18 protein-coding genes and 2 pseudogenes are annotated in these 22,110 nt (G+C 41.4%); 15 read left to right on the forward strand and 5 right to left on the reverse strand.

What is annotated here, in order from left to right; translation table 11 throughout:
• The first annotated feature begins 214 nt into the window (after positions 1 to 214).
• The 10 genes and pseudogenes from HUE98_RS03195 (at position 215) to HUE98_RS03235 (ending at position 8,944) form a co-directional block, all read left to right on the forward strand.
• Complete coding sequence (locus HUE98_RS03195) at positions 215 to 619, forward strand: GNAT family N-acetyltransferase (protein ID WP_241422445.1); 405 nt, start codon at positions 215 to 217, stop codon at positions 617 to 619.
• A gap of 14 nt (positions 620 to 633) precedes the next feature.
• Positions 634 to 1,716, forward strand: coding sequence for a YheC/YheD family protein (locus HUE98_RS03200; protein WP_241422446.1), 1,083 nt, complete (start codon positions 634 to 636; stop codon positions 1,714 to 1,716).
• A gap of 478 nt (positions 1,717 to 2,194) precedes the next feature.
• Positions 2,195 to 2,758 (forward strand): sigma-70 family RNA polymerase sigma factor, encoded by a 564-nt coding sequence (locus tag HUE98_RS03205; RefSeq protein ID WP_241422447.1) that lies wholly within the window; start codon positions 2,195 to 2,197, stop codon positions 2,756 to 2,758.
• On the forward strand, positions 2,755 to 4,170 hold the full coding sequence (locus tag HUE98_RS03210; RefSeq protein WP_241422448.1) for a hypothetical protein: 1,416 nt from the start codon (positions 2,755 to 2,757) through the stop codon (positions 4,168 to 4,170). Before HUE98_RS03205 ends, HUE98_RS03210 begins: the two co-directional genes overlap by 4 nt.
• An 81-nt stretch (positions 4,171 to 4,251) precedes the next feature.
• Positions 4,252 to 4,365: pseudogene (locus HUE98_RS17550) on the forward strand (prevent-host-death protein); the annotation flags it as partial.
• Positions 4,366 to 4,679: 314 nt separating this feature from the next.
• Entirely contained in the window at positions 4,680 to 5,198 is a 519-nt protein-coding gene (locus HUE98_RS03215) for a DUF5698 domain-containing protein (RefSeq protein WP_241422449.1), read from the forward strand.
• A gap of 295 nt (positions 5,199 to 5,493) precedes the next feature.
• Positions 5,494 to 6,360 carry an AraC family transcriptional regulator gene (locus HUE98_RS03220; protein WP_241422450.1) on the forward strand — a complete coding sequence of 289 codons (867 nt, stop codon included), beginning with the start codon at positions 5,494 to 5,496 and terminating at the stop codon, positions 6,358 to 6,360.
• A 216-nt stretch (positions 6,361 to 6,576) separates the two neighbouring features.
• Positions 6,577 to 6,879 carry a hypothetical protein gene (locus HUE98_RS03225; RefSeq protein ID WP_241422451.1) on the forward strand — a complete coding sequence of 101 codons (303 nt, stop codon included), beginning with the start codon at positions 6,577 to 6,579 and terminating at the stop codon, positions 6,877 to 6,879.
• Between the two features lie 46 nt (positions 6,880 to 6,925).
• Entirely contained in the window at positions 6,926 to 7,678 is a 753-nt protein-coding gene (locus tag HUE98_RS03230; RefSeq protein ID WP_241422452.1) for a hypothetical protein, read from the forward strand.
• A gap of 672 nt (positions 7,679 to 8,350) precedes the next feature.
• Positions 8,351 to 8,944: an NAD(P)H-dependent oxidoreductase gene (locus tag HUE98_RS03235; RefSeq protein ID WP_241422453.1), complete on the forward strand. Its 594-nt coding sequence runs from the start codon at positions 8,351 to 8,353 to the stop codon at positions 8,942 to 8,944.
• A 290-nt stretch (positions 8,945 to 9,234) separates the two neighbouring features.
• Here the strand turns inward: HUE98_RS03235 and HUE98_RS03240 are convergent, their stop codons facing one another.
• Positions 9,235 to 9,489 (reverse strand): response regulator transcription factor, encoded by a 255-nt coding sequence (locus HUE98_RS03240; protein ID WP_407080295.1) that lies wholly within the window; start codon positions 9,487 to 9,489, stop codon positions 9,235 to 9,237.
• A complete protein-coding gene (locus HUE98_RS03245) occupies positions 9,455 to 11,065 on the reverse strand; it encodes a MalT transcriptional regulator family protein (RefSeq protein WP_241422455.1) in 1,611 nt (536 codons plus the stop codon). Before HUE98_RS03245 ends, HUE98_RS03240 begins: the two co-directional genes overlap by 35 nt.
• Positions 11,066 to 11,226: 161 nt before the next feature.
• Here HUE98_RS03245 and HUE98_RS03250 point away from each other — a divergent pair, with 161 nt between their 5' ends.
• Positions 11,227 to 13,134, forward strand: coding sequence for a serine hydrolase domain-containing protein (locus HUE98_RS03250; protein WP_241422456.1), 1,908 nt, complete (start codon positions 11,227 to 11,229; stop codon positions 13,132 to 13,134).
• Positions 13,135 to 13,186: 52 nt separating this feature from the next.
• On the opposite strand, the gene HUE98_RS17915 is transcribed toward HUE98_RS03250, so the two are convergent.
• The 3 genes and pseudogenes from HUE98_RS17915 to HUE98_RS17920 form a co-directional block, all read right to left on the reverse strand.
• A complete protein-coding gene (locus tag HUE98_RS17915) occupies positions 13,187 to 13,330 on the reverse strand; it encodes a lmo0937 family membrane protein (protein WP_318036517.1) in 144 nt (47 codons plus the stop codon).
• 123 nt (positions 13,331 to 13,453) lie between these two features.
• Complete coding sequence (locus tag HUE98_RS03255) at positions 13,454 to 13,612, reverse strand: hypothetical protein (RefSeq protein ID WP_241422457.1); 159 nt, start codon at positions 13,610 to 13,612, stop codon at positions 13,454 to 13,456.
• 303 nt (positions 13,613 to 13,915) lie between these two features.
• Positions 13,916 to 13,981: pseudogene (locus HUE98_RS17920) on the reverse strand (IS3 family transposase); the annotation flags it as partial.
• A gap of 383 nt (positions 13,982 to 14,364) precedes the next feature.
• Between HUE98_RS17920 and HUE98_RS03260 the strand changes: the two are divergent.
• From HUE98_RS03260 to HUE98_RS03275, 4 genes are all read left to right on the forward strand, one after another.
• Positions 14,365 to 17,133, forward strand: coding sequence for a chemotaxis protein CheB (locus HUE98_RS03260; RefSeq protein WP_241422458.1), 2,769 nt, complete (start codon positions 14,365 to 14,367; stop codon positions 17,131 to 17,133).
• Complete coding sequence (locus tag HUE98_RS17555; RefSeq protein ID WP_277623702.1) at positions 17,130 to 18,281, forward strand: helix-turn-helix transcriptional regulator; 1,152 nt, start codon at positions 17,130 to 17,132, stop codon at positions 18,279 to 18,281. The genes HUE98_RS03260 and HUE98_RS17555 overlap by 4 nt, the downstream gene beginning before the upstream one ends.
• Positions 18,282 to 18,826: 545 nt before the next feature.
• The gene (locus HUE98_RS17925; RefSeq protein ID WP_407080296.1) at positions 18,827 to 18,961 is read left to right on the forward strand and encodes an aspartyl-phosphate phosphatase Spo0E family protein; all 135 of its coding nucleotides are present in this window, start codon (positions 18,827 to 18,829) and stop codon (positions 18,959 to 18,961) included.
• Between the two features lie 485 nt (positions 18,962 to 19,446).
• On the forward strand, positions 19,447 to 22,035 hold the full coding sequence (locus HUE98_RS03275; RefSeq protein ID WP_241422459.1) for an ice-binding family protein: 2,589 nt from the start codon (positions 19,447 to 19,449) through the stop codon (positions 22,033 to 22,035).
• Positions 22,036 to 22,110: the final 75 nt, after the last annotated feature.

Here is a 22,110-nt window from a genome sequence, read left to right on the forward strand (position 1 = left end):
TTTATGATGATGATTGATTTTTGTAAATTCTAAAAACCCAAGCTATTGGAATAACTGTTTATCTTTCGGAGGAAATATTTTAGATTAATTAAAACAATCGCCAATATGGGCGTTTTTTTTATATACTATATTAATGCTTACACGCTGCCGGATGATATTGCATATTATGTATTAGTAAAGTAATGATGATTACCAGGTATGGAGGTGCATGAATATGTTATCATACAGGCCAATAAAAAAAAGTGAAAAAGATTACGCGCTTAAATTGGCACGGGATGAAGTTAACATTGAGCTAAAAAGATTGAACGACTATAAAACGTATCTTATTTATAATGCCAAAGAAAGAATAGGTTTCGTTAGTTTTGGTTTTAAGCCGAATAAAAGAATTTATATTTATATACTGGCCTTTGAAAAACAGGCTCAGCGACAGGGATTTGGTTCTATGGTAATTGAATCTGTTATGAGATATGGACGTAAAAAAGATAAGTGCTTTAGAGGGCTTACAATTATAATCAATAAAAAAAATAAACAGGCAATCAATGCTGCTAAAAAGTACGGTTTTTTGGTAACCAGAAAACGTGCAAATTATTTAGATTTAACCAAATCGGTGCCTTCATGAAAGGAGAATCAACAATGATCGGGATCGTATTGTCCCCCACTTCCTTTAATCGTGAGATAAAACGTTTAAACAAGGAACACAACATTTTAAATCAATACAAAATTTTGGCAAAAAAATACCAGGTAGACTTGTGTATGTTCAGTTTCAAGCAAATCTCAAAAAACCTGAAAATGATTGACGCATTTTTTTACTCGTGGAAACAAGACAATCTAATACGGAAAACGTTAGCGTTACCACGAATAAATATCGTCTATAATACAAGCTACATTGCCAACCAGGAACAAATTAACAATTTTGAGAAATTACACAATCAGAATATTTATTTTATTAACCTACCTTTAAAATTTCAAGCAAATAAATTAAGAAATTATGAATATATTCAATCACATAACCAATTAAAAGATCATGTTCCACCTGCGAAACCCTTATCATTCAAGCGTTTAGAATCATTTATCCGGCAGTATGATAAAGTCATCATTAAACCAATTTATGGCAAAAAAGGGAGAGGCATGACAATCATTGAAAAAGACCAAATTCAGTATAAGGTCTGTCAAACTCCCTTAGGGAAAAAAAATTTCACAAATAGTAGATTGAACTCAAATCAAAAAAAGTTATCCATTTCGCATTCACAGCTAAAAGGATTCTATAATAAAAATTTTGGAAAACCTAAATCTTTTCTGGTTCAACAATGGATTCCATTTAAAGAATTTAAAGGCCGTCCCTTTGATATCAGGGCTGTTGTGCAAAAAAATGGCAAAAACAAGTGGCAATTAACAAGCCGTGTAGCCAGAGTCGCGAAGGAGCCAGGACAAATTACTAATTTGAGTCAGGGCGGGGAAATGGTATCATTTTCCAAAATGCAGCTTAAAAAACATTATAGGGACATTCGTGAATTTTGTCTGGAAATAGCCAAAACTATGGCAAAGGTTTATCCTTGGACTGCAGAAATGGGTATCGATCTGGCAATTGATAAAAATGGTAAGCTGTGGTATATTGAAACCAATTTTTGTCCTGAAAAAATCAGATGGGTTACCACTTTCAAAATCCCATTTGAGCATGCGTACTATTTATATACAGAAAAGGTTCTAGGGGACTAATGTGGTGGGGGGGCTGACCCTATTTTTATTCTGTCCAGATAATTTCGCATCTCATTTGTTTAGCACTTTTAATTATCATTGCGTCCCAAAAAGAGATGTTATTTCTTTGGTGAATTTTAACAGCCTTTTGCTATTTTAACTTCTTGCGCAAGGGTACTGGCCGGACCATCAATTTCAGGATTGGTACATCGATGGCCCAGCAGAAAGCCACTCTTGAAATTGGTGGGGCGGATATTCTAAACCTTTCTGATAACCAGTAATGATAACGATTCTTTGTTAACTTCGGAGGTGAGCTTAATCTCTGATTTCTTGATAAGAATTATTAGTTAGTGCTAATATTTTTATTAAAATATTAAATATGTTGGGGGATTTCTTATTCATTTCCCGTAGTAATAAATAAGAAGTTAACTTCAGTTGTAACAGAGTTAGTTTCAGGTTAAGGGAAATGGGCTACAAGGCTAAAGGAAGGAGTCACTAGATGAAAATTACAGCAGAAAATGTGATAATACAGCTCCAAAAGAAAAACCCCCAAGCTTTGGAATATCTTTTGGATAACTATAACAAAAATATTTACAGTCTTACTTACAGAATATTAAAAGATGTTGGCTGTAATGAAGATATAGAAGAATGTGTAAGTGATGTATTTGTGACTGCCTGGGAAAACAGCCATAAGTATAACCCTAAAAAGGGAACAATTAAAACCTGGCTGTTCATTGTAGCCAAATATAAAGCCCTGGATTACCGCAGGAAAATTTATAAAGAGAAAAATTTAAATAAACAGGAAGAGATAGAATTAGTATCTGAGGAGCAGGTAGAGAACAAAGTAATTTTTAAAGAGGAAATAAAACAGATCATGACTGTGATAGACAACCTGGGTGAAACAGATCGACAAATATTTTATCGTCGATATTTTTTTTATGAAGAGATTGAAGATATTTCTGTTTGTTTGAGTTTAACCAGGAAAGCAGTAGATAACCGACTCTGGAGGATAAGGAAATTATTGAAAGAACAGTTTTCCAATGAAAGGAGGTCATTTTCATGAGAGAAGAGGATAAATTATTTAATCTGATAGATTCATTTAAAGAAGAAGAAATGATACCTATTATAGAAAATATTGAACCCAATAATAAGCCTGAAATTCCCCAGAAAACTATAGATAATATCAAACAAAAAACATATAAAAAAATTGCAGTTAATCCTTGTAAGCCTAAAAAACCTAAAACCATAAGAAACATTTGGGGAACTATTGCTGCATCCCTTTTATTATTGACAGTCCTAAGCACAGCCATAGTTGGACCCAATGAAGCCTGGGCAAGGGTAAAACAGGCACTGCAATTTATTCCCGGTATGGGGATTGTCCTTGAAGATGACAAAGAAATATTAGAAAGATATATCTTGAGCAGTCCGGTTGAAAAAGAAATAGAGGAAACTAATAATGGTAAAATCAGAGTTGAAGGTATAATCGTGGACCAACAGCAAACAGTTGTTACCATTTCCGGGTGGAACATCCCCCTGAATAAAAACATTGTTTTCCTGGATAAAAACGGAGCAGAATATGCTACAACTGGTTATACTGTAAGCAGCAGCGGTGGAGGCCCCGATAATAGTTTTTACTGGAAGGGAACTTACGTTTATAAGGGATATATGCCGGAACCGGAAGAGCTTGGGATTATCTTGGCTGATTCTAATCATACTGTTATTGCTCTTTCTCTAGAAAAAGCTCAAACTTTTAGCAGCTATGATGAAATGGGGCCCACCGCCAGTGTGAATGATTTCAGCATTACCGCAATTGCTGCCATGGAAGGAGAACAGTTAAAGATAAACTTAATATCACCATCACGGGATGGCATGAAAATAGATGCATATGGTGCTCATCAGGAGTTTGGCGGGGATACAATCACCCTGACAGATACGCAAGGTAAGGTGTATGATATAGATGCACCACATTCATATTCTCCTCCCTTAAGTGAATTCTACTTTGATATGGAAGCAGCGGAACAAAAGGAGTTTACCCTGTCCATTCCTTTTATACAGGTTGTTTACCAGGAAGAACAAGCTGAAATAACCTTAGATATTCCCCGGGAGGGCAGTGCAGACATAAATCAAATAGTTCAGTTGGCAGACTACCTTGTAGTGTTAGAAAAAGTTGAACGTTTTAGTGATATTAATGGAGATAATATAAAAATTCACGTAGATGTAAATTATGAAGAAGATAAAGAAAAAACACTCCAGGCTTTTTCTTTCGATGTTAAAAGCTCCCCTTTCCCTTGGATTAGAAAACCAACATCAGGATCTTCCAGCTATACCATCGACGAAAAAACAGGGGCCATGAAATCATTTACTATTAATCTTGAGCCTGATGCTAAAGAAATAAAGAGCATTAAATTACTGCTAAATGACCCGGTAGTAGTCATACAAGGTCCATGGAATTTAGATATTTCTCTCCAGCAGTAAAAATACCCTGGAAATCTAAATTCATAACTGGGCAATCTCTGAACCCAGGGAAATAACAGAATAATTTCGTGGTTGGAAAGAAAAATGCTCAAGCTGCGCGAAGAACTGCTGGCCGTTGAGGAAGATCGTCTGGCTGGACGCGCTGGAGTCACGCCGGATGAATTGGACAAATACCTTGACGGATCCTTCTTTTAGTGCATACCTCTGGTAAATATTTGTTCTATATGTTATAGTAGTTAAAGCGAGGTAAAAATTTCTGACATTGCTGTTGTACCACAGCAGCTAAGGTATTGACTCAAATTGAGTGAATAGATTTTTTCAGCAACCCTGGTGTTCGGGTTGTTCTGTTTTTTTAAGGAGAATCCCTCCAGTAGAAATGGAGGGATTTATTTTATTCAATTATTATTAGAAATAATCGATCCGTTTGCACCTTAACCTCAGGAGGAAATTTGGAATCATTGTTCCTTTACTGCAGCTAAAAAATTTTAAGAAATAAAGGAAGTGTAACAATGTTTGTAGAGCTGTTAATGATAATAGTTATAATGGCAGTTGCCGACTGCTTAAGCACTCTAAAAACTATATTCATATCAAAGAAGTTTTTTCAACCGGTATATTTCATTGTTTTTGTCAACTCAGTCATTTTTGCTGTGGTGATCTCAAAAGTGGTTGGTACAGAACAAGGAATATATTATATCCTTGCCTTTGCCCTCGGAAAGAGTATCGGAGTGTTCCTGGGGGGGATAGTGGAAAATAAGGTAGCTTTAGGACTGTTGGAAGCCTGTATATTTTTTAATGATAAAACCAAGATGTCTTCTATCGCTGATCAACTAAGAAGGGCAGGGTATTCTGTGAACACGGTAGTTGCTTTCGGTTTCAGCGGGAAGAAAAGGTATGTCGTAGAAACTACCTTAAAAAGAAGAGACTTAAAATCATTTAAAAGATTTGTGAAACCTGAAAACGGGAAAGAACGCACGATGGTAGTTAAAGAAATAAGTGACGTATATGGGAACCTAAAGGCAAACATATAAGTTTGCAGCCAACTGTTGAATTTCCGCTCTGGTCGGGGTTTTTGTAAGAATTTCGCAATAAAATAAAGCAGCTGAGTTTTTTCTTGATGCAATTGTTTGATGTTATGTAGTAAAATATTTATAATATTAGTCATAGCGATACCGTCCTTGTTTTTGTGATTGGTTGTGGTGACTAAATTATACTAAACAAGAGGGGTGTCGCTATATTTTTTTTCAAATACTGAAATATCAACAGATATTGGTGTTTTAGAATAGATAAGGTGTACACTAACAATCTTGGCCAGGGGGATTATTTATGAGTAGAATTAATATGGGAAAAAAACCACTGCCTGATTTTGTCAAGGAAGATGAATTTATATCATCATATCCGGGTAATAAAATGACAATATTTAAAACTAAAAAACCAATTTATCTATTAAAAGGTGAATATAAGCATCTAAATTATGAATTTATTATCACAGATTCATCGGTTGATGACTTTATGATAGATGGAAAAAAAATATATGCAGAACCAGGCATGATTTTTGCTATTAATTCCGAACAGATGCATGGAACAAAGTATTTGTCTAAAGTTTCATTTTTGAGTATTCAGTTTGAAAGGGAATTTTTACAAGACTTAGCTCTTAGAATATATGGTATAAAACAGGTTGTCTTTCTTAGCCTGCCAATTCCAGTAGATCAAGAAATTCCTGAACTTGTGAATGCTTTTATACAGGAGCATAAACAAAAGCAGGAGGGTTATTTTTATATCTTAAATAACTTAAGCGTACATATTGCCATTGCTGTCTTTCGAAAAATTGGCATTGTAAATTACACATGTGAAAAGAAGGAGGATGAGAAAAAGAAGATTCAACAAATTGTGGAATATTTGAATCAAAATTATGATGATGATATTTCCCTTGACAAAATTTCGGACATTTCTAATATGAGCAAATTCAATCTTATCCGCAAATTTAAAGAAAGTACTGGGATGACGCCCCATGAATATTTATTAAACATTCGTATCATGAGAGCACTTGAATTTTTGAGTAATCCTAAAAACAAAATCATTGACGCAGGTGTTTTGAGTGGCTTTGAAAATCAAAGCTACTTTTCGAGAATCTTTAAAACAAAAACAGGGTTAACCCCTAGTGAATATCGAAAAAAAGTTTTAGATATATAAAAAAAATGTTAAATTCTTATGAAATAGTGAAAGCACTCTAATAGGGGTGTTTTTTTCTATTATCAGCGAGCAATAATAGTACAAAATAATGCAATAAAGTGAAAGCAAATATTTAATCACATGATATTGTTTAATTTGAATGGTAAAATAATTATTTAAAGTATAGGAGGATGGAAGCTAATATGAAAAAATAGAATTATATCAGCAATATTTGTAGTGACCATGATTTTATCAATGGTAAATGGAGCACAGCCTGTATATGCTCAAGGTCAAGTAAGTAATATTATTTTTGCACCAGAAAGTAACATGACTTTTTACATTACAAAAGATAACAGCTTATGGGGGTATGGGCAAAATTATTTTGGACAAATAGGAACCGGAAGTAAGGATTTTATTGCACAATGGGTAAAACCATATATAGGATATGTTTTCAATGTAAGAGTAACGGCAGGTATAGGGAATGACAGATATGGAACTAAAAGGGAACATCAAAGACAGCAAGACTATATGACAACTTAAGACGGTATAAAGAAATTAAATAAAAGGAAGAGGGGGTATAATTAGTATGAGAATTAAAGTTAGTATGAGAATTAAAGTAATAGCATTAATCATAGGATTATTATTGTTGGTAGGTTGTAAAACAGAAACTTCACCAGTAACAAATGAGAAAATAGATAACAATCCAACAGAGAAAGAGGTGGCAGCAGTTGTTGATGAAAAGGATAAAGAGCCTGTTAAGGGACTACCACCGGAATATCAAATTTTAGTAGATGAAATCACTGCTGCAATTGAGAAGGGGTACAAAGTAGAAATCGGTGAAGTATTTACTCGTCAGGGAGACTATGTACTCATGGGAAATCAGGAGTCGATGCTTTTTAGCATTGGTAAAGCTGGCGGAAAAGGCTATATGGTACAAATGGCAAATGGAGAGTATGGTACAGTTTTTGAAAATGATTTTACGGATTGGGTTGGATTTCGTTTAGAGTCTCTTATACGTCAATTAGAAGCATACTCTACTAATTCATTATATGCAGAAAATGAATTTCATAACTGGGTGGTAAAGGAAGTAGAGTTTGATTCAAGTGGCAATAAAGCAGTTATTAAAGTAGAAACACAATACGATGGTAAGCCAGATGAGGAGCATACAGTAGAGACATATACAATAGTTGATGGTTTATTGGAGAGCTTTAGTGTATCTTCAAGGTACATTAATGGTGGAGAGCTGCAAGAAGATACATACGACTATATTTCAAAGGGTCCGATTGACGGCAGTGTATTAGCAGAGCTTTATGAAGAGGTTAGTAAGTTTGCAAATTAGTGAACTCGTTTCAGCAAGCTGAAACATCGGGGAATCAGGTGGAGACTCTACTCCAACCTGATTATAAGCCCCACCTACGCTAACGCTTAGAGGTGGGGGTCTTATACACTAAAAAAAAGAGATAAACCTTGCCTTGGAAGAATTTGTGAAGAATTTGTTAGTAATAGAAAAAGAAAAATTTAATGGATCTTAAAGGAAAGATACAATTTATGGATCAGTTTGATCAAAAAAAGATGAGAACGGAGGAATAACATGATTTTAGTTAATACCTCTGTTCTCATTAATTTTGTAAACGTAGAAACAGTGAACAAGAGGATAAGTTTAAATTTTTTATCAATTACTGCATGGAATTGATTCTTATAAATCAGCCGCCTTAATATTTTTAAACTGCAGGAAAAAAGGGATAACTGTTCGTAGCACCATTGATTTGCTTATTGCACAAACAGCCATAGATAATACTCTTTTACTTCTTCATGATGACAAGGAGTTTACTAAAATAGCAAGTGTTGAAAAGAAGCTGAAAGAATATTAGATATATTTTTGGGTAAGTACGGGATACTTCTAGATCTTACTTATTGGGCGATATTCGTATTGCATAACATTGAAAATATACGTACTAAATAATTAAAAAAAATAAAATTTTGGGTAATGTAAAATGGAGGGTTTTCACAAATGAAAGTGTCAGTAATTTTAGCCCATCCAAGAATGGGCAGCTTTAATCATGCCATAGCAAATACAGTGTTAAATACTTTAAGGGAAAACAGGCATGAAGTATATTATTATGACCTGTATGCGGAGAACTTTAATCCAGTTCTGCCTGTTGAAGAAATACCAAAAGATGCTTTAATTCCCTTGGACATCTTAACTCACTGTAATGAAATTGCAGGTGCAGACGGCATCGTAATCGTTCACCCCAACTGGTGGGGGCAGCCGCCGGCAATTTTAAAAGGATGGATTGATCGAGTTATTCGACCGGGAGTAGCATATGAATTTTTAGAGGGAGACAGTGGAGAAGGAGTACCTGATGGTCTATTAAAAGCAAAAACAGCCATAGTATTTAACACGGCCGACACACCTGAGGAAAGGGAAAAACAGGTTTTTGGCGACCCGTTGGAAAGTATCTGGAAAGCCTGTATTTTTGATTTCTGTGGAATTAAAAACTTCCATAGAAAGACGTATGGAGTTATGGTAACCAGCTCCCTGGAACAAAGGCAATCATGGCTTAGAGATGTAAAAAAGATAATTGAAAGATATTTTCCCAAATAGAAAATTAGTTTTGGAATCTTAGATTTTCATGGCAGGCTAATTTATAGCCCCCATGGCCTGTTGTTATGGTCTAATTCTTCTTGAATGCATTTTGACTGCTTTGGGTTTCGGCTGATCATTGATGGTCAAAGTTTCTATGATATAAGCGCCGGCAGCCAGGGAAGTCCCTTGAATTCCTAAAACCAGAAGGATAAAAAAACTGTAACCCAGGGCGGCCAGGAAAGATTCTCTTAGAATTAAAAAATCCTGTAAGATGGTAAATACTGCCCAGGGTTTGGATCCCCAAACAGTTAATCTAAAATCCCTTTCATCCGTGCCGTCTCCACTGCTTCTACCCGGTTGGATACGTGGAGTTTGGAGTAAATGTTTATGATATGGGTTTTAACTGTGGACAGGGAGATGCAGAGTTTTTTGGCGATTTCCTTGTTGGATGCGCCGGTAGATAGTGTTTGCAGGACCTCCATTTCCCTTTCACTTAACAGGTCTTCTTTATGCTTTTGACCGGGAGTATTAAGAAGCCGGTGTGAATTTTTTTTCTTGAAGATTCAAGTCTTTTCCTCTCTGCTCCAATAATAATTTCAGATCTTGCTTTAGTTCATTTCCTTCCATTACAAAAGGGGATAAGAATTGGTTTTCGTAACTGTAGTGAACTGCTTCCCGAAGCAGGTTCAGGATGTTCTTCTGGCTTTCTTCCTTTTGATCTTTGAGAATCAGCACTCTTAACAGCAGTGCTTCCAGCAGCGTAGTTTTAATCCCTTCCCTGCGGGCTGTTTCCAGAATGTCTTCTACCTGCTGCAGAGCCTGACGCCCCTTCCCCAATAACAACAGGGACCGGGAATAGACCAGGCTGTCTTCATGTCTCAGGGAATGGTTTTTTTGAAAGGTAGTGTAAACCTCCAGGTATTCCTGCAGCATATCCTTTGAAGCCTGACCCATATACATCAGGTATTTTAATACTGCGGAAAAGTAGAGAGGGTTTTTATAGATTTCAAAATTCATAAGATCCTGGATCAGTTGTAATGCTTCCTGGTGTTCCCCCATCAGTACTTTCAGTTCCATCATATTAAATACATATCCCCTGTCCAGGGAAGTGTAGCTGCGGTCCATCAGTTTCCGTGCTCTGCTCAGGCAGTTTTCCGCTTCCTTCAGCTGCATTCGTTTCAGGTAAATTCCTGCGGCACCAATCAAGCTGTTTCCTGCCAGGGGAGAAAGAATTGGATTACTTTTCTGGAGTTGAGTTATTTCATCATACAAATACAGGCAGTCATTCAGGTCTCCCAGTGATTCTTTTATCTGGCTTTTCATATTCAGCACATAGTAATTGATGTAAGGGTTATTAAATTTTCTTTCAATGGCTTCTGCCTGTTCCAACAAATTTAGCGCCTGTTTGTAACGGTCCTGGATTCCCAATAACAGAGAAATATGAAGGTATATGATTGCCCGGGTAACAGGGCTGATTTCCATGGCCTTCAGGTCTTCCAGCCAGCTGTTCTCAATCTCACCGACTAAATCGGCATCTTCAATTAAGGAAAGGGCCAGCTTAAGGATCCTTAAAGTGCTTTTATCTTGAATATTTTCCTCCATGTAGTTGATGAGCTCCGTGCAGCGGTTCAGTTCCATGCTGCAAAAATGTACAAATACCCTCTGGATAGCCAGTTCCCTGTTTTCTGCCACATGTTTCAGGGGAATTTGCTTAAGGTAAGTCCATCCCTTCAGGTTTTGCCCCATCTTTTCAATGACCTTCAGGGCCCGGGAGTAATCTCCTACCTGAAACAGGTGCTTGATGCTTTCCTCCAGGTCTCCACGGCTCTCATATATCTCTGCAGCTTTTGCATGAAAGGCTATGTTAATTTCTGGGTCATGTTTATGCAGGGGGAGCTGTAAAAACTCTCCAAAGACCTGGTGGTACCGGTAAACCTCCTCCTGTGGGTCTAAAGCAACGATAAACAGGTTTTTCTCCACCAGCCGGTCAATGATATTTTCTGCCCTGACTTCCGGGATGTCTAAAAGTGCAGCGCATATAGAGCTGTTAAAATAGCTCAAAATAGAGGTTTTTAGAAGAAATTCTTTTTCTGTTTGTTCCACGGATCCCAGAATTTCGTTGGAAAGGTAATCTACCATGTACCGGTTCAGGCTTTAGAACTGTGCATGGCTGTAAAATATATGAATCTGTAAGGTAATAATTAATTTTTTTTTCAAACTGCCGGTGGAGGAAATTAATTGATGTTCATTGAGAAATGTACACCAAAACAGAAAGTTTATCATGAGAAGGAGGAAGAGAAATGAAATTTTATGCGAAAAAATTAATTATGGTAGTACTTATTATGGGGGTATTGATTTCCGGTATCCCTGCGGCAGGCCAGGATTCGCCGGACTCTATACCCCAAACCCTGGAGGAGCTGGAGTCCCGTATAGAGAAGGTATTGGAGCAGAACAATGCTCCCGGCGCTGCCTTCGTGCTGACGGACCGGGATAATATTCTGTGGGTGGGGGCTCTGGGCACAGCTGATGTGGAAAGCGGCAGAGAGGTGACAGAGGAAACCATGTTTCGGGTAGGTTCTGTTTCAAAATCCTTTACTGCCCTGACCATACTGCGGCTGCAGGAAAAAGGCCTTATCTCCCTGGAGGATAAATTAAAGGACCTGGCACCGGAAGCTGCTACCACAAACCCCTGGGAGCAAACCAACCCCATAAGAATCAAGCACCTGCTGGAACATACCGCAGGATATGATGACCTTTCTTTAAGAGAAACCGCCCATTCAGATCCGGACATTACCCTGCCGGAGGCATTTGAGTACAATCCCCGTTCTAGAGTAGTGCGCTGGGCTCCCGGCCAGCATGCTTCATACAGCAATGCAGGCCCGGCAGTGGCTGCATATGCAGCAGAAAAAGCAGCGGGTCAATCCTTTGAAGAACTGGTTCAGGAGAATTTATTCAGCCCATTAAGAATGGAAACTGCTTCCTTTTTCTTAACTCCAACAGCTGAAGAACGACTGGCTAGAAGTTACCAGCCCGATGGGGTAACGGAAATGCCCTACACCCACATTATCATGCGCCCCTCCGGTTCCATAAATGTTACTCCGCGAGAGATGGGAAATTTCCTGCAGATGCTTTTAAACCATGGTGGTTTCCAGGGAAATAAGGTATTATCTCCTGATTCCATCGCCCGTTTTCAGCGGTCGGAAACAACGCTGGCAGCAGAACAGGGCCTGGATGTAGGATTTGGTCCAGGAAGTTATGTTACCCCTGTAGATGGATTCCTTTTTTACGGTCATGACGGAGGGATTGACGGGTTTTTATCCAGTTACGGTTACCTTCCGGAACACGGACTGGGCTATTTCTGTTCTATCAACGCACCGGACGGTAGAGCTTTTAACGAAATTCTCCGGCTTATAAGGGGATACGTAACCAGGGATCTGGAAAACCCAGCTGCCCCTGCTGTGGAAATGACGGCAGATGAGATGCAGCAGTATACAGGCTTCTATGAAACCTTTACTCCCCGGCAGGAGGTATCCCGCTTTCTGGAAGTGATTCTGGGTTTAACACAGATTGAAATAGAGGGTGAGAATTTGAGCTTAAGGCCTCTCATGGGAGGAGGAAAGGCATTGATTCCGGTTAAGGATGGACAGTTTAGGGGGACAGGAGAACCGGTTTCCACCACAGTATTTATACAAAAGGACGACGGTTCTGGATGGTTTATGCAGGGATATGGCGGCCCGGTATCCGTAAACCTCAGTTCTATCCCTGCCTGGAAATACTGGGCACGGCTGACAGCGGCTGCAGCATCATTCCTGTTAATGCTTAGCTCCTTGTTATTTGCAGCAGTCTGGGCGCCGATGAAGCTCTTTGGAAAGATGAAAAACGCAAAGTACCTCAGTGTAAGGATTCTCCCACTTCTGCCGGCGCTGTCCTTTATAGGAATGGCGGTTGTCGTAGTTCTAAGCACCATGGCAGGAGACCCCATTCAGCATTATGGGCGGATTACCATATGGTCGGTGTTACTGTTTTTGCTTACCTTGTTGTTTGGGCTGGCTTCTTTGGGAGGACTCATTCAGTCAATTAGGACCTGGCACCGGCAAGAAATAGGCCTGGGCGTAAAGGTTCATTCCCTGCTGGTTTCCCTGGGCAATATGACCATTACCCTGTTTTTAGCTTTTCACAATATCATCGGATTCCGCACCTGGGTATAATCTTCAGCGTGTTACATCAAACCAAAATGCTGCGAATGAGATATTTGTTGTTTTATATTCTTCTGCTTTGAAGCAACTGTACTACAATCACAATCAGTGCAACTACCAATAGAATGTGTACTAACGCACCACCGGTAGCTGTAAAAAGACCCAGCAACCATAAGATTACGAGTATAAAAATAATTGTCCATAACATATTGTTTCACCCCTTTCGTTAGTATTAGGTTAACAAGCTCTACTTGCTGAACAATAATACCATAAGTTTGACATAAACCAGAAACCTGCTTTATTAAAACGATTCCCTTTTGACCAGACCCAGCTATTTCTTTAAAAATATTTTCAAATTGGAATCATCGCTGTCAAGGATAATGTCTTTAATGTCTTTTTCTCTATTTCTATAATTTGATTTTTCAAATATTTTTATAGAGCGATCATCTTCGTTATCAAGGCTAATGTCTTTAGAGTTTTTCAAAATCATTAGGATAACCCCCTTTTTAAGTTATTCTTGCACATACTCGATTAAAGCCCATTAACAATGTCGGGTCTAGCTTACATTTTCAAAAAACCCCGAGTATTAACAGAAAATCGAGGCACGCAACTGCTAACAAAGGCAATCTGTGCATCCCATCTTGCAACCTTACCTTTCTTGCCATGAGGAAAAAACATCGGGTATACCTCCTTACTAATAGATTTCGGATACCAGATCATATTTGAACCTATCAGCATAATATCAAACAGAGTGCTCACAAATCTATCAGCAATATTTGATTTATTTGATTTTTTAGTATTGCTGCTCAAATTCCATCGGAGATAAATCATTTAGGTAACTATGAATTCGTTTAGAGTTATACCCAAAAAAATGTAATTAATAATTGCTAACTTGGCCTGGGAACGGGTCTTGAACTTCTGGCAGAATGAAATATAAGCTCCTCTGCGGTCTTTCATGCATGATAGATTGATTCATAGCATCAATTACTAATTGTTTGATCATGTGGGCTCGAGAATATAACACTTATTTAACGGGCTGCTAACCCAGATTCTACCAACATAAGAAGATTAAGTATATTTTACCTGGTAGTGCAAGAAATGTTATATCCAAAAGCAGGAATAATAAGGAATATTGTCGTATTTAAAGGAAACCGGGTTTATAAAGAAAATATTGCAGACCTCTCGGGAAATTCTGAAAAATACTAATTATTCTCTGGATAACAATAAAAAGGAATGATAAAAATGATTAATAAGGAAAAGTATGGAAAAAAAGAAAAGAATTTTTCTACCAGTGAGCAGTTCAGCACCACGAAAGTAAAGACGCTGGATGCAGACTTTCCCATTATCGGTATCGGCGCTTCAGCCGGAGGATTGGAGGCCCTGGAGCTTTTTTTGGGGAATGTTCCGGAAAAAAGCGGTATAGCTTTTATCGTGGTTCAGCACCTGGACCCGACGCGAGAAGGTGCCATGGTGGAGCTGCTTAAACGTGTTACCCCCATGCTGGTTTTTCAGGCCCAGGAACAAACTGCAGTCCAGCCGAATTGCGTCTATATTATTCCGCCAAACAAGGACATGTCTCTCTTCCACGGGGCGCTGCACCTTTTCGAGCCGGTAGCGCCGCGCGGTCTTCGTTTGCCTATTGATTATTTATTTCGCTCCATGGCCGAAGATCGGGGGGAGCGAGCCATCGTAGCTATCCTCTCAGGTATGGGGACAGACGGTACGTTGGGCCTCAAGGCCGTTAAGGAAAAAGGAGGCATGGTCTTAGTCCAGGAACCAGCCTCGGCAAAATTCGATAGCATGCCCAAAAGCTCTATCAACACAGGCTTAGTTGACGTGGTGGCCCCGGCGGAGGAGCTGATCTTTAAAGCCATTGCTTATCTTAAACACAAGCCCGTGATCGGCGGGTTAGAGCAGGGCCTGACAGACAAAGACAGCAATACTTTTGAAAAAATTGCTATCCTGCTGCGCTCACAAACGGGCCACGATTTTTCCTTCTACAAGAAAACCACCGTCTACCGCCGTATTGAGCGACGGTTGGGTATCCACCAGATTAACGATCTTGCAACCTATATCCGCTTCCTGCAGGAAAACCCCCAGGAACTGCAGGTGCTGTTCAAAGAACTCTTAATCGGTGTGACCAGTTTTTTTCGCGATCCTGAGGCGTGGGAGCAATTGAAAAAACAGGCAATTCTAGAGCTATTTGCCACGCGCTCGCTTGATCAACCGCTGCGGGCGTGGGTGCCCGCCTGCTCCACAGGGGAGGAAGCTTATTCCCTGGCCATAATTTTTAAAGAGGCGCTGGAATACGCCAAACCAACCGCTGGCTTCTCGTTTCAGGTCTTTGCCACCGACCTTGACCGAGACGCCATTAAAAAGGCCCGCCAGGGTTTCTATACAGCCAACATTACTGCAGATGTTTCCCCGGAACGGCTGCGCCGCTTTTTCATTAAGGAGGATGGCGGTTACCGGGTAGGGAAAGAGATCCGTAATATGGTAGTTTTTGCCCCCCAGAATATTATCATGGATCCACCTTTCACCAAGATTGATATCATAAGCTGCCGCAACCTGCTCATCTACCTGACTCAAGAGTTGCAAAAAAAGCTTCTGGCTCTCTTTCATCACAGCTTAAATCAAGGCGGGTTCCTGTTTCTGGGTAGCTCGGAAACAATCGGTATTTTAACCGATCTTTTCGAGTCCTTGAAGGGGAAATCCCGGCTCTACAGGCGACTGGAGTCGTCCACGCAGCATAAAGAGCTATTTCAATTCCCCTCTCCTCGGTTCCGCTTTCCACCCGGTGAGCCGGGTGCTGGTAAAGCATTGCCCAAGGAGTGGAAGCAAGCCCCAAACCTGGAGAATTTGGCCAACCAATTGATCCTGCAGCGCTACTCTCCTGCCGCCGTGATGGTCAACGAAATGGGAGATGTTCTCTATACCAGTGGACGGGTTGGCAGATACCTGGAGCCGGCAGCCGGCAAGGCTAACTGGAATATTTTTGTCATGACCCATGAAAGCCTGGGCTACAAGCTTAGCAGATCTTTTCAGAAAGCAGTCAGTCAAAATAGTACCATAGCACTGAAAAACGTTAAAATAGGAACCGAGGGTGAAAAGCAGGTAGTAGACATTACCATCGAGCCGCTTAAAGAGCCTGAAGCGTTGCGGCACCTGGTCATGATTGTCTTTACAGATGTAAGAGTACCTGTAAAAACGAAAGAAACAGGCAAAACCAGTCACACAACTGCCAACAGAAGTCATGTAGCGGAACTGGAGTTAGATCTGCAGCACTCTCTCCAAGAGCTGCAGGGTGTTCGTCAAGAGATGCAATCCTCCCAGGAAGAGCTCTTATTAGCCTACGAAGAATTGCAATCCAGCAACGAGGAACTGCAGTCCTCTAATGAGGAAATGACCACGTCCAAGGAAGAACTGCAGTCCTTAAACGAAGAATTGCAGACGGTTAACTACGAACTGCAAACGAAAGTAGATGAACTGTCTCGAACAAATAACGACATGAAAAATCTGCTGGAAAGCACTGACATTGCCACCTTATTTCTGGATAATGCTCTTTGTGTGCGGCGTTTTACCGCTCGGACGGCCAAAATTTTCAAACTGATACCAGGTGATGTGGGGAGGCCAATCACTGACATTGTATCTACCCTGGTCTACCCGGAACTGGCCATAGATGCCGAAGAAGTGCTGCGGACACTAGTATTCGTGGAAAAAGAGGTTACTACCAGCAATGGGCGCTGGTGTACGGTACGTATTATGCCTTATCGCACGCTTGAAAATAAAATTGACGGCTTAGTCCTCACCTTTACAGACATCACTGTCTCTAAGGAACTGGAAGCTGTTTTGCGACAAACCCAAGCTGATTTGAAAAAACGCATAACCAATAAAGAAGCGGAGTTGAATAAAACCAAGAAGAGACTGCAGTCAGAAATGAAGCAGAAAAATAAGAAAGAAAATTCAAATGCAACCATGAAAAATGACGAGTCACCGGAGGTACCTTCATGAGCGGGGACAAAATCAACTCGGTAGAAGAACTGCGCCGCCTGGCAGAGAAACGGTTACAAAAACATATGCAAAAGGTAACCGCTCCTGCGTCACTAGCAGAATTGCAGCGAATCGTCCACGAACTGGAGGTGCACCAAATTGAACTGGAGATGCAAAACGAGGAGCTGCAGCAGGCACGCTCAGAGCTGGAGTCATTTCTTGTCCAATATACCGATCTCTATGATTTTGCTCCCGTAGGCTATTTTACTCTAAACATTAGCGGCATGATTCTGCAAGTTAACTTGACCGGGGCCCGTATGCTCGAGGTAGACCGCTCCCGGCTGGTAAACCAGCATTTCTTACGGTTCATCGCTGCTGATTCTCGGCCTGTGTTTACCGCCTTCCTGGTAAAAATATTCAGTAGCCACTCCCAGGAAACCTTTGTGATTGAACTGCAAAAAGAGGGAGGTGGTACGATTTATGTCCATATTGAGGGCAGAGTATGCAAGGATGGGCGGGAATGCCGCACCGCCCTGATAGATATCACGGCACAAAAACAGGCAGAAGAATTGCTGCAGGAAAGCGAGCGAAAATACCGCACCTTATTTGAAACCATGGCACAGGGTGTTCTGATTTATGGGCAGGATGGAAAAATCATATCAGCTAACCCAGCAGCTGAACGTATTCTGGGTCTAACGATAGATCAAATACAGGCAAGAACATCGACAGATCTTCGCTGGAGGGCTATCCATGAGGACGGAACTGATTTCTCGGGGGAAACACACCCCTCCATGGCAGCCCTTCGCACGGGTAAAGCAATGCACAATGTGGTCATGGGGGTCTTGTCACCAAAAACAGACCGTTATGTCTGGCTAAATATCACTGCGGTGCCGCAGTTTATGCCCGGTGAAGACAGGCCGTTTCAGGTTTTTATAACTTTTGAGGATATCACTTTCCGCAAGCGCCTGGCGGTGTACAACAAGCTTACTGCTAGAGAAAAAGAAGTTTTTAAGCTGTTGGCCAAGGGCCTCGGCCGTAAGATAATTGCGGAATTGTTGAACATAAGGCCAAAAACTGTGGATAAGCACAGAGAGAACCTGATGGAAAAGCTAAGCTTGTATGAGAAAGAGGAACTCATGCTGTTTGCCATGCTGATTGGGCTAATGTAACCTGACACAATCTATCTTAAAACAACTTTGCATATTTTTAAAAGCCCCAAAAAGTACGGGACTTTGTATAGGTAAATACCGTTTTTTGACAAAATTTTTCCGGCTCAAACATTATTCTTTTAATAATACTCCACTATGGAGCAAAACATCAAACTTGTCGGGGCAATTGAATCCGATACAAACAGCATAAGTGTTAGGCTTGCTTTCGAGAAACCTCATAAATTATGAGGCTTTTTTTATTTATTTATAAATAAAAGAAAAAAAGAAATAATATGGAAATTGCTAATAGATTTCTACGTATTTTCCTTGATAACATTAAAATATGCTTTAATTATGAATTAGTAACATAAATCTAACCTAGGGAGGTGTGCCCTATGATTTTTCCCCAGGCAAGGCCGGTAGAATTTAAAGAAAAGATGCGGACGAAGGTAATGCTGCACCCTGTCTGTAACAGTATAACCATATGAACGCACTCAACTGGGGGAACCCGCTAGTTGAAGTTTTCATTTAAGGATGTGAATTAATTGAACTTAAAAAGTCTGGTAATGCTAATCGAAAAAAAGAGAACGGATATTAACAAATCGTACAAGAACAGCGTTTTGAGTGGCGATGTAACTGTAAGAAAAAGCCAAAAATTAGATGAATTGTTAAATCAGTACAACAGGTTTACAAAGTCCTAGAGGTCTTTATAAGTTTCTCCGCTGTTAACATCAACACTCCTGCCTATCAGGCCTTTGTCAAATGGGAAGTTTTTTTAGGATGGCCAAATGGAAATACTTCAAGCGGCAAATTAACTAAGATTACAGTTGCTTTGGCTGAAGATTAAGATCATAAAGGAAGGATGATAAAGAATGTTATGGACATTTACTGGATTGATCCTTACAACCTTCATTGGGATTTTCCTGAGTGCAGTGATTGTGCTATATGTTGCCAGGTAATTTAAATTCAGATAAGAAAATCTATGAAGGCGGATAATTACTGCGGACACTGATTGGGTTGGAGATATTGAAGACAGCACCCCTTGTTGGTTTACGCACCTGCCACCAAAAATAAGCTAGGAAATGGTGGAAAAGAGAAATAATTATGAGCTCAAGAACTGCTGCAGCGCCGAGAACATATGATTTTTGGGATTCACCACTCAAAATTTGAGAGGAGTCAATAATTTATGAAAAGAATTCAGAAGGCACAATTTATACCATTATTACTGTTGCTATTGCTGGTTGTAACGTTGGTTGTGCCTACGATGCCTTCAGTGGGTATTGCAGCCCAACAAAAGGTGAACCTCGGAACAGCCGAATCTTTTGCGATTTTAGCCGCCTCGGCGATTACCGTTGCCGGCGAAGTAGAAACTACCACGATCTATGGTGATATAGGGGTGTATCCAAGTGCCGCATACACTGGTGAGGAAAACGTGGTTCAAACTGGCGGAGGTGTATACCGTGCTAATGAAGTTGCACAAAAAGCCCAAGACGATCTGTCAACTGCTTATACCGATGCTGAAACAAGAGAGGGGGCCACCGAAATTCCTACACAGCTTGGTGGCCAGGAGTTGACTCCCGGTGTTTACGATTCAGCTGATGGAACTTTTGAGTTAACAGGCACACTTACACTCTACGCTGATAACCCGAATGATGCTTTTATTTTCCAGATGGAGTCAACGCTCACTACAGCATCAGCCAGCAGTATTGTCCTAACCGGCGAAGCCACGGTCTGCCAGGTTTACTGGCAGGTCGGAAGCTCTGCGACCTTAGGAACAAACTCCACTTTTGTGGGGCATATTCTGGCCTTGCAAGACATAACAGCGACTACCGGTGTTGAGGTGGAAGGCCAGCTGTTAGCCATGAGAGCAGTCACTCTGGATACTAATACCATCACAGTTGTGGGTTGTACACCTCCCGATGACCCCGACGATGACGCCCCGGCCATCAGCGTCAAAAAGTACGTCTCTGTTGACGGCGGCGACACCTGGCATGATGCTCAGTCCGCACCCGGTCCTTCTGTCGAGGTAGGCAGCGAGGTGCTCTTTAAGTTTGTTGTTACCAACACCGGCAATGTGACTTTAACCGATATCACGCTTAGCGATGACGTTTATGGTCATCTTAGCGATGCAGCCCTGACCGACCCGCTGCCGGTCGGCGGCGACTTCGAGTATATCCTGGAAGAGACGGCGAAGGAGGGGCAGCATCAAAACACGGCTACTGCTACGGGAGACCACGAAGGGGTGACCTACAGTGATACAGACGCTGCCCATTATTGGGGCTACGTGTCCGATGCCCCGGCCATCAGCGTCAAAAAGTACGTCTCCGTTGACGGCGGCGACACCTGGCATGATGCTCAGTCCGCACCCGGTCCTTCTGTCGAGGTAGGCAGCGAGGTGTTCTTTAAGTTTGTTGTTACCAACACCGGCAATGTGACTTTAACCGATATCACGCTTAGCGATGACGTTTATGGTCATCTTAGCGGTGCAGCCCTGACCGACCCGCTGCCGGTCGGCGGCGACTTCAAGTATATCCTGGAAGAGACGGCGAAGGAGGGGCAGCATCAAAACACGGCTACTGCTACGGGAGACCACGAAGGGGTGACCTACAGTGATACAGACGCTGCCCATTATTGGGGCTACGTGTCCGATGCCCCGGCCATCAGCGTCAAAAAGTACGTCTCCGTTGACGGCGGCGACACCTGGCATGATGCTCAGTCCGCACCCGGTCCTTCTGTCGAGGTAGGCAGCGAGGTGCTCTTTAAGTTTGTTGTTACCAACACCGGCAATGTGACTTTAACCGATATCACGCTTAGCGATAACGTTTATGGTCATCTTAGCGGTGCAGCCCTGACCGACCCGCTGCCGGTCGGCGGCGACTTCAAGTATATCCTGGAAGAGACGGCGAAGGAGGGGCAGCATCAAAACACGGCTACTGCTACAGGAGACCACGAAGGGGTGACCTACGGGGATACAGACGCTGCCCATTATTGGGGCTACGTGTCCGATGCCCCGGCCATCAGCGTCAAAAAGTACGTCTCCGTTGACGGCGGCGACACCTGGCATGATGCTCAGTCCGCACCCGGTCCTTCTGTCGAGGTAGGCAGCGAGGTGCTCTTTAAGTTTGTTGTTACCAACACCGGCAATGTGACTTTAACCGATATCACGCTTAGCGATAACGTTTATGATCTTAGCGGTGCAGCCCTGACCGACCCGCTGCCGGTCGGCGGCGACTTCAAGTATATCCTGGAAGAGACGGCCGAGGAGGGGCAGCATCAAAACACGGCTACTGCTACGGGAGACCACGAAGGGGTGACCTACAGTGATACAGACGCTGCCCATTATTGGGGCTACGTGTCCGATGCCCCGGCCACCGGTTCCTTAACAGTAACCAAGGTTGTCAGCGGTGATACCGGTGACATGACATTGCCGTCATTTGAGATCACGGTCACGTGGCCGGAGGGTTTCTTAGCGACCAGGACATTCGTAGACGGGAAATCCTTTACCTGGGAAAACCTTGTCCCCGGCGTATACACCGTAACCGAGAACCAGGACGGGTTGAGCAGCGAATGGACGGTTAGCGGGGAAGGCACCGTACAGGTGACAGCAGATCAGACTGCAATGACAACCATCACCAATGGTTATGAAAAAGAGATTGTCAAGGATATAAATCATGAAGCAAAATTGCCTAAAACCGGCGGGAATGCCCTATTGACGACCTACTGGGGATTAATTTTATTCGGAACAGGCTTATTGATGCGGCGGAAACGGAAATAGAACGAATTCCAACATCAACGTTATCAGTTTTTTTCTAAAGAGGCACTTTCGGGGTTGATGAGGTCGTCTACTTCG

This window comes from Candidatus Contubernalis alkalaceticus, assembly GCF_022558445.1.
Taxonomy (GTDB): domain Bacteria; phylum Bacillota; class Dethiobacteria; order SKNC01; family SKNC01; genus Contubernalis; species Contubernalis alkaliaceticus.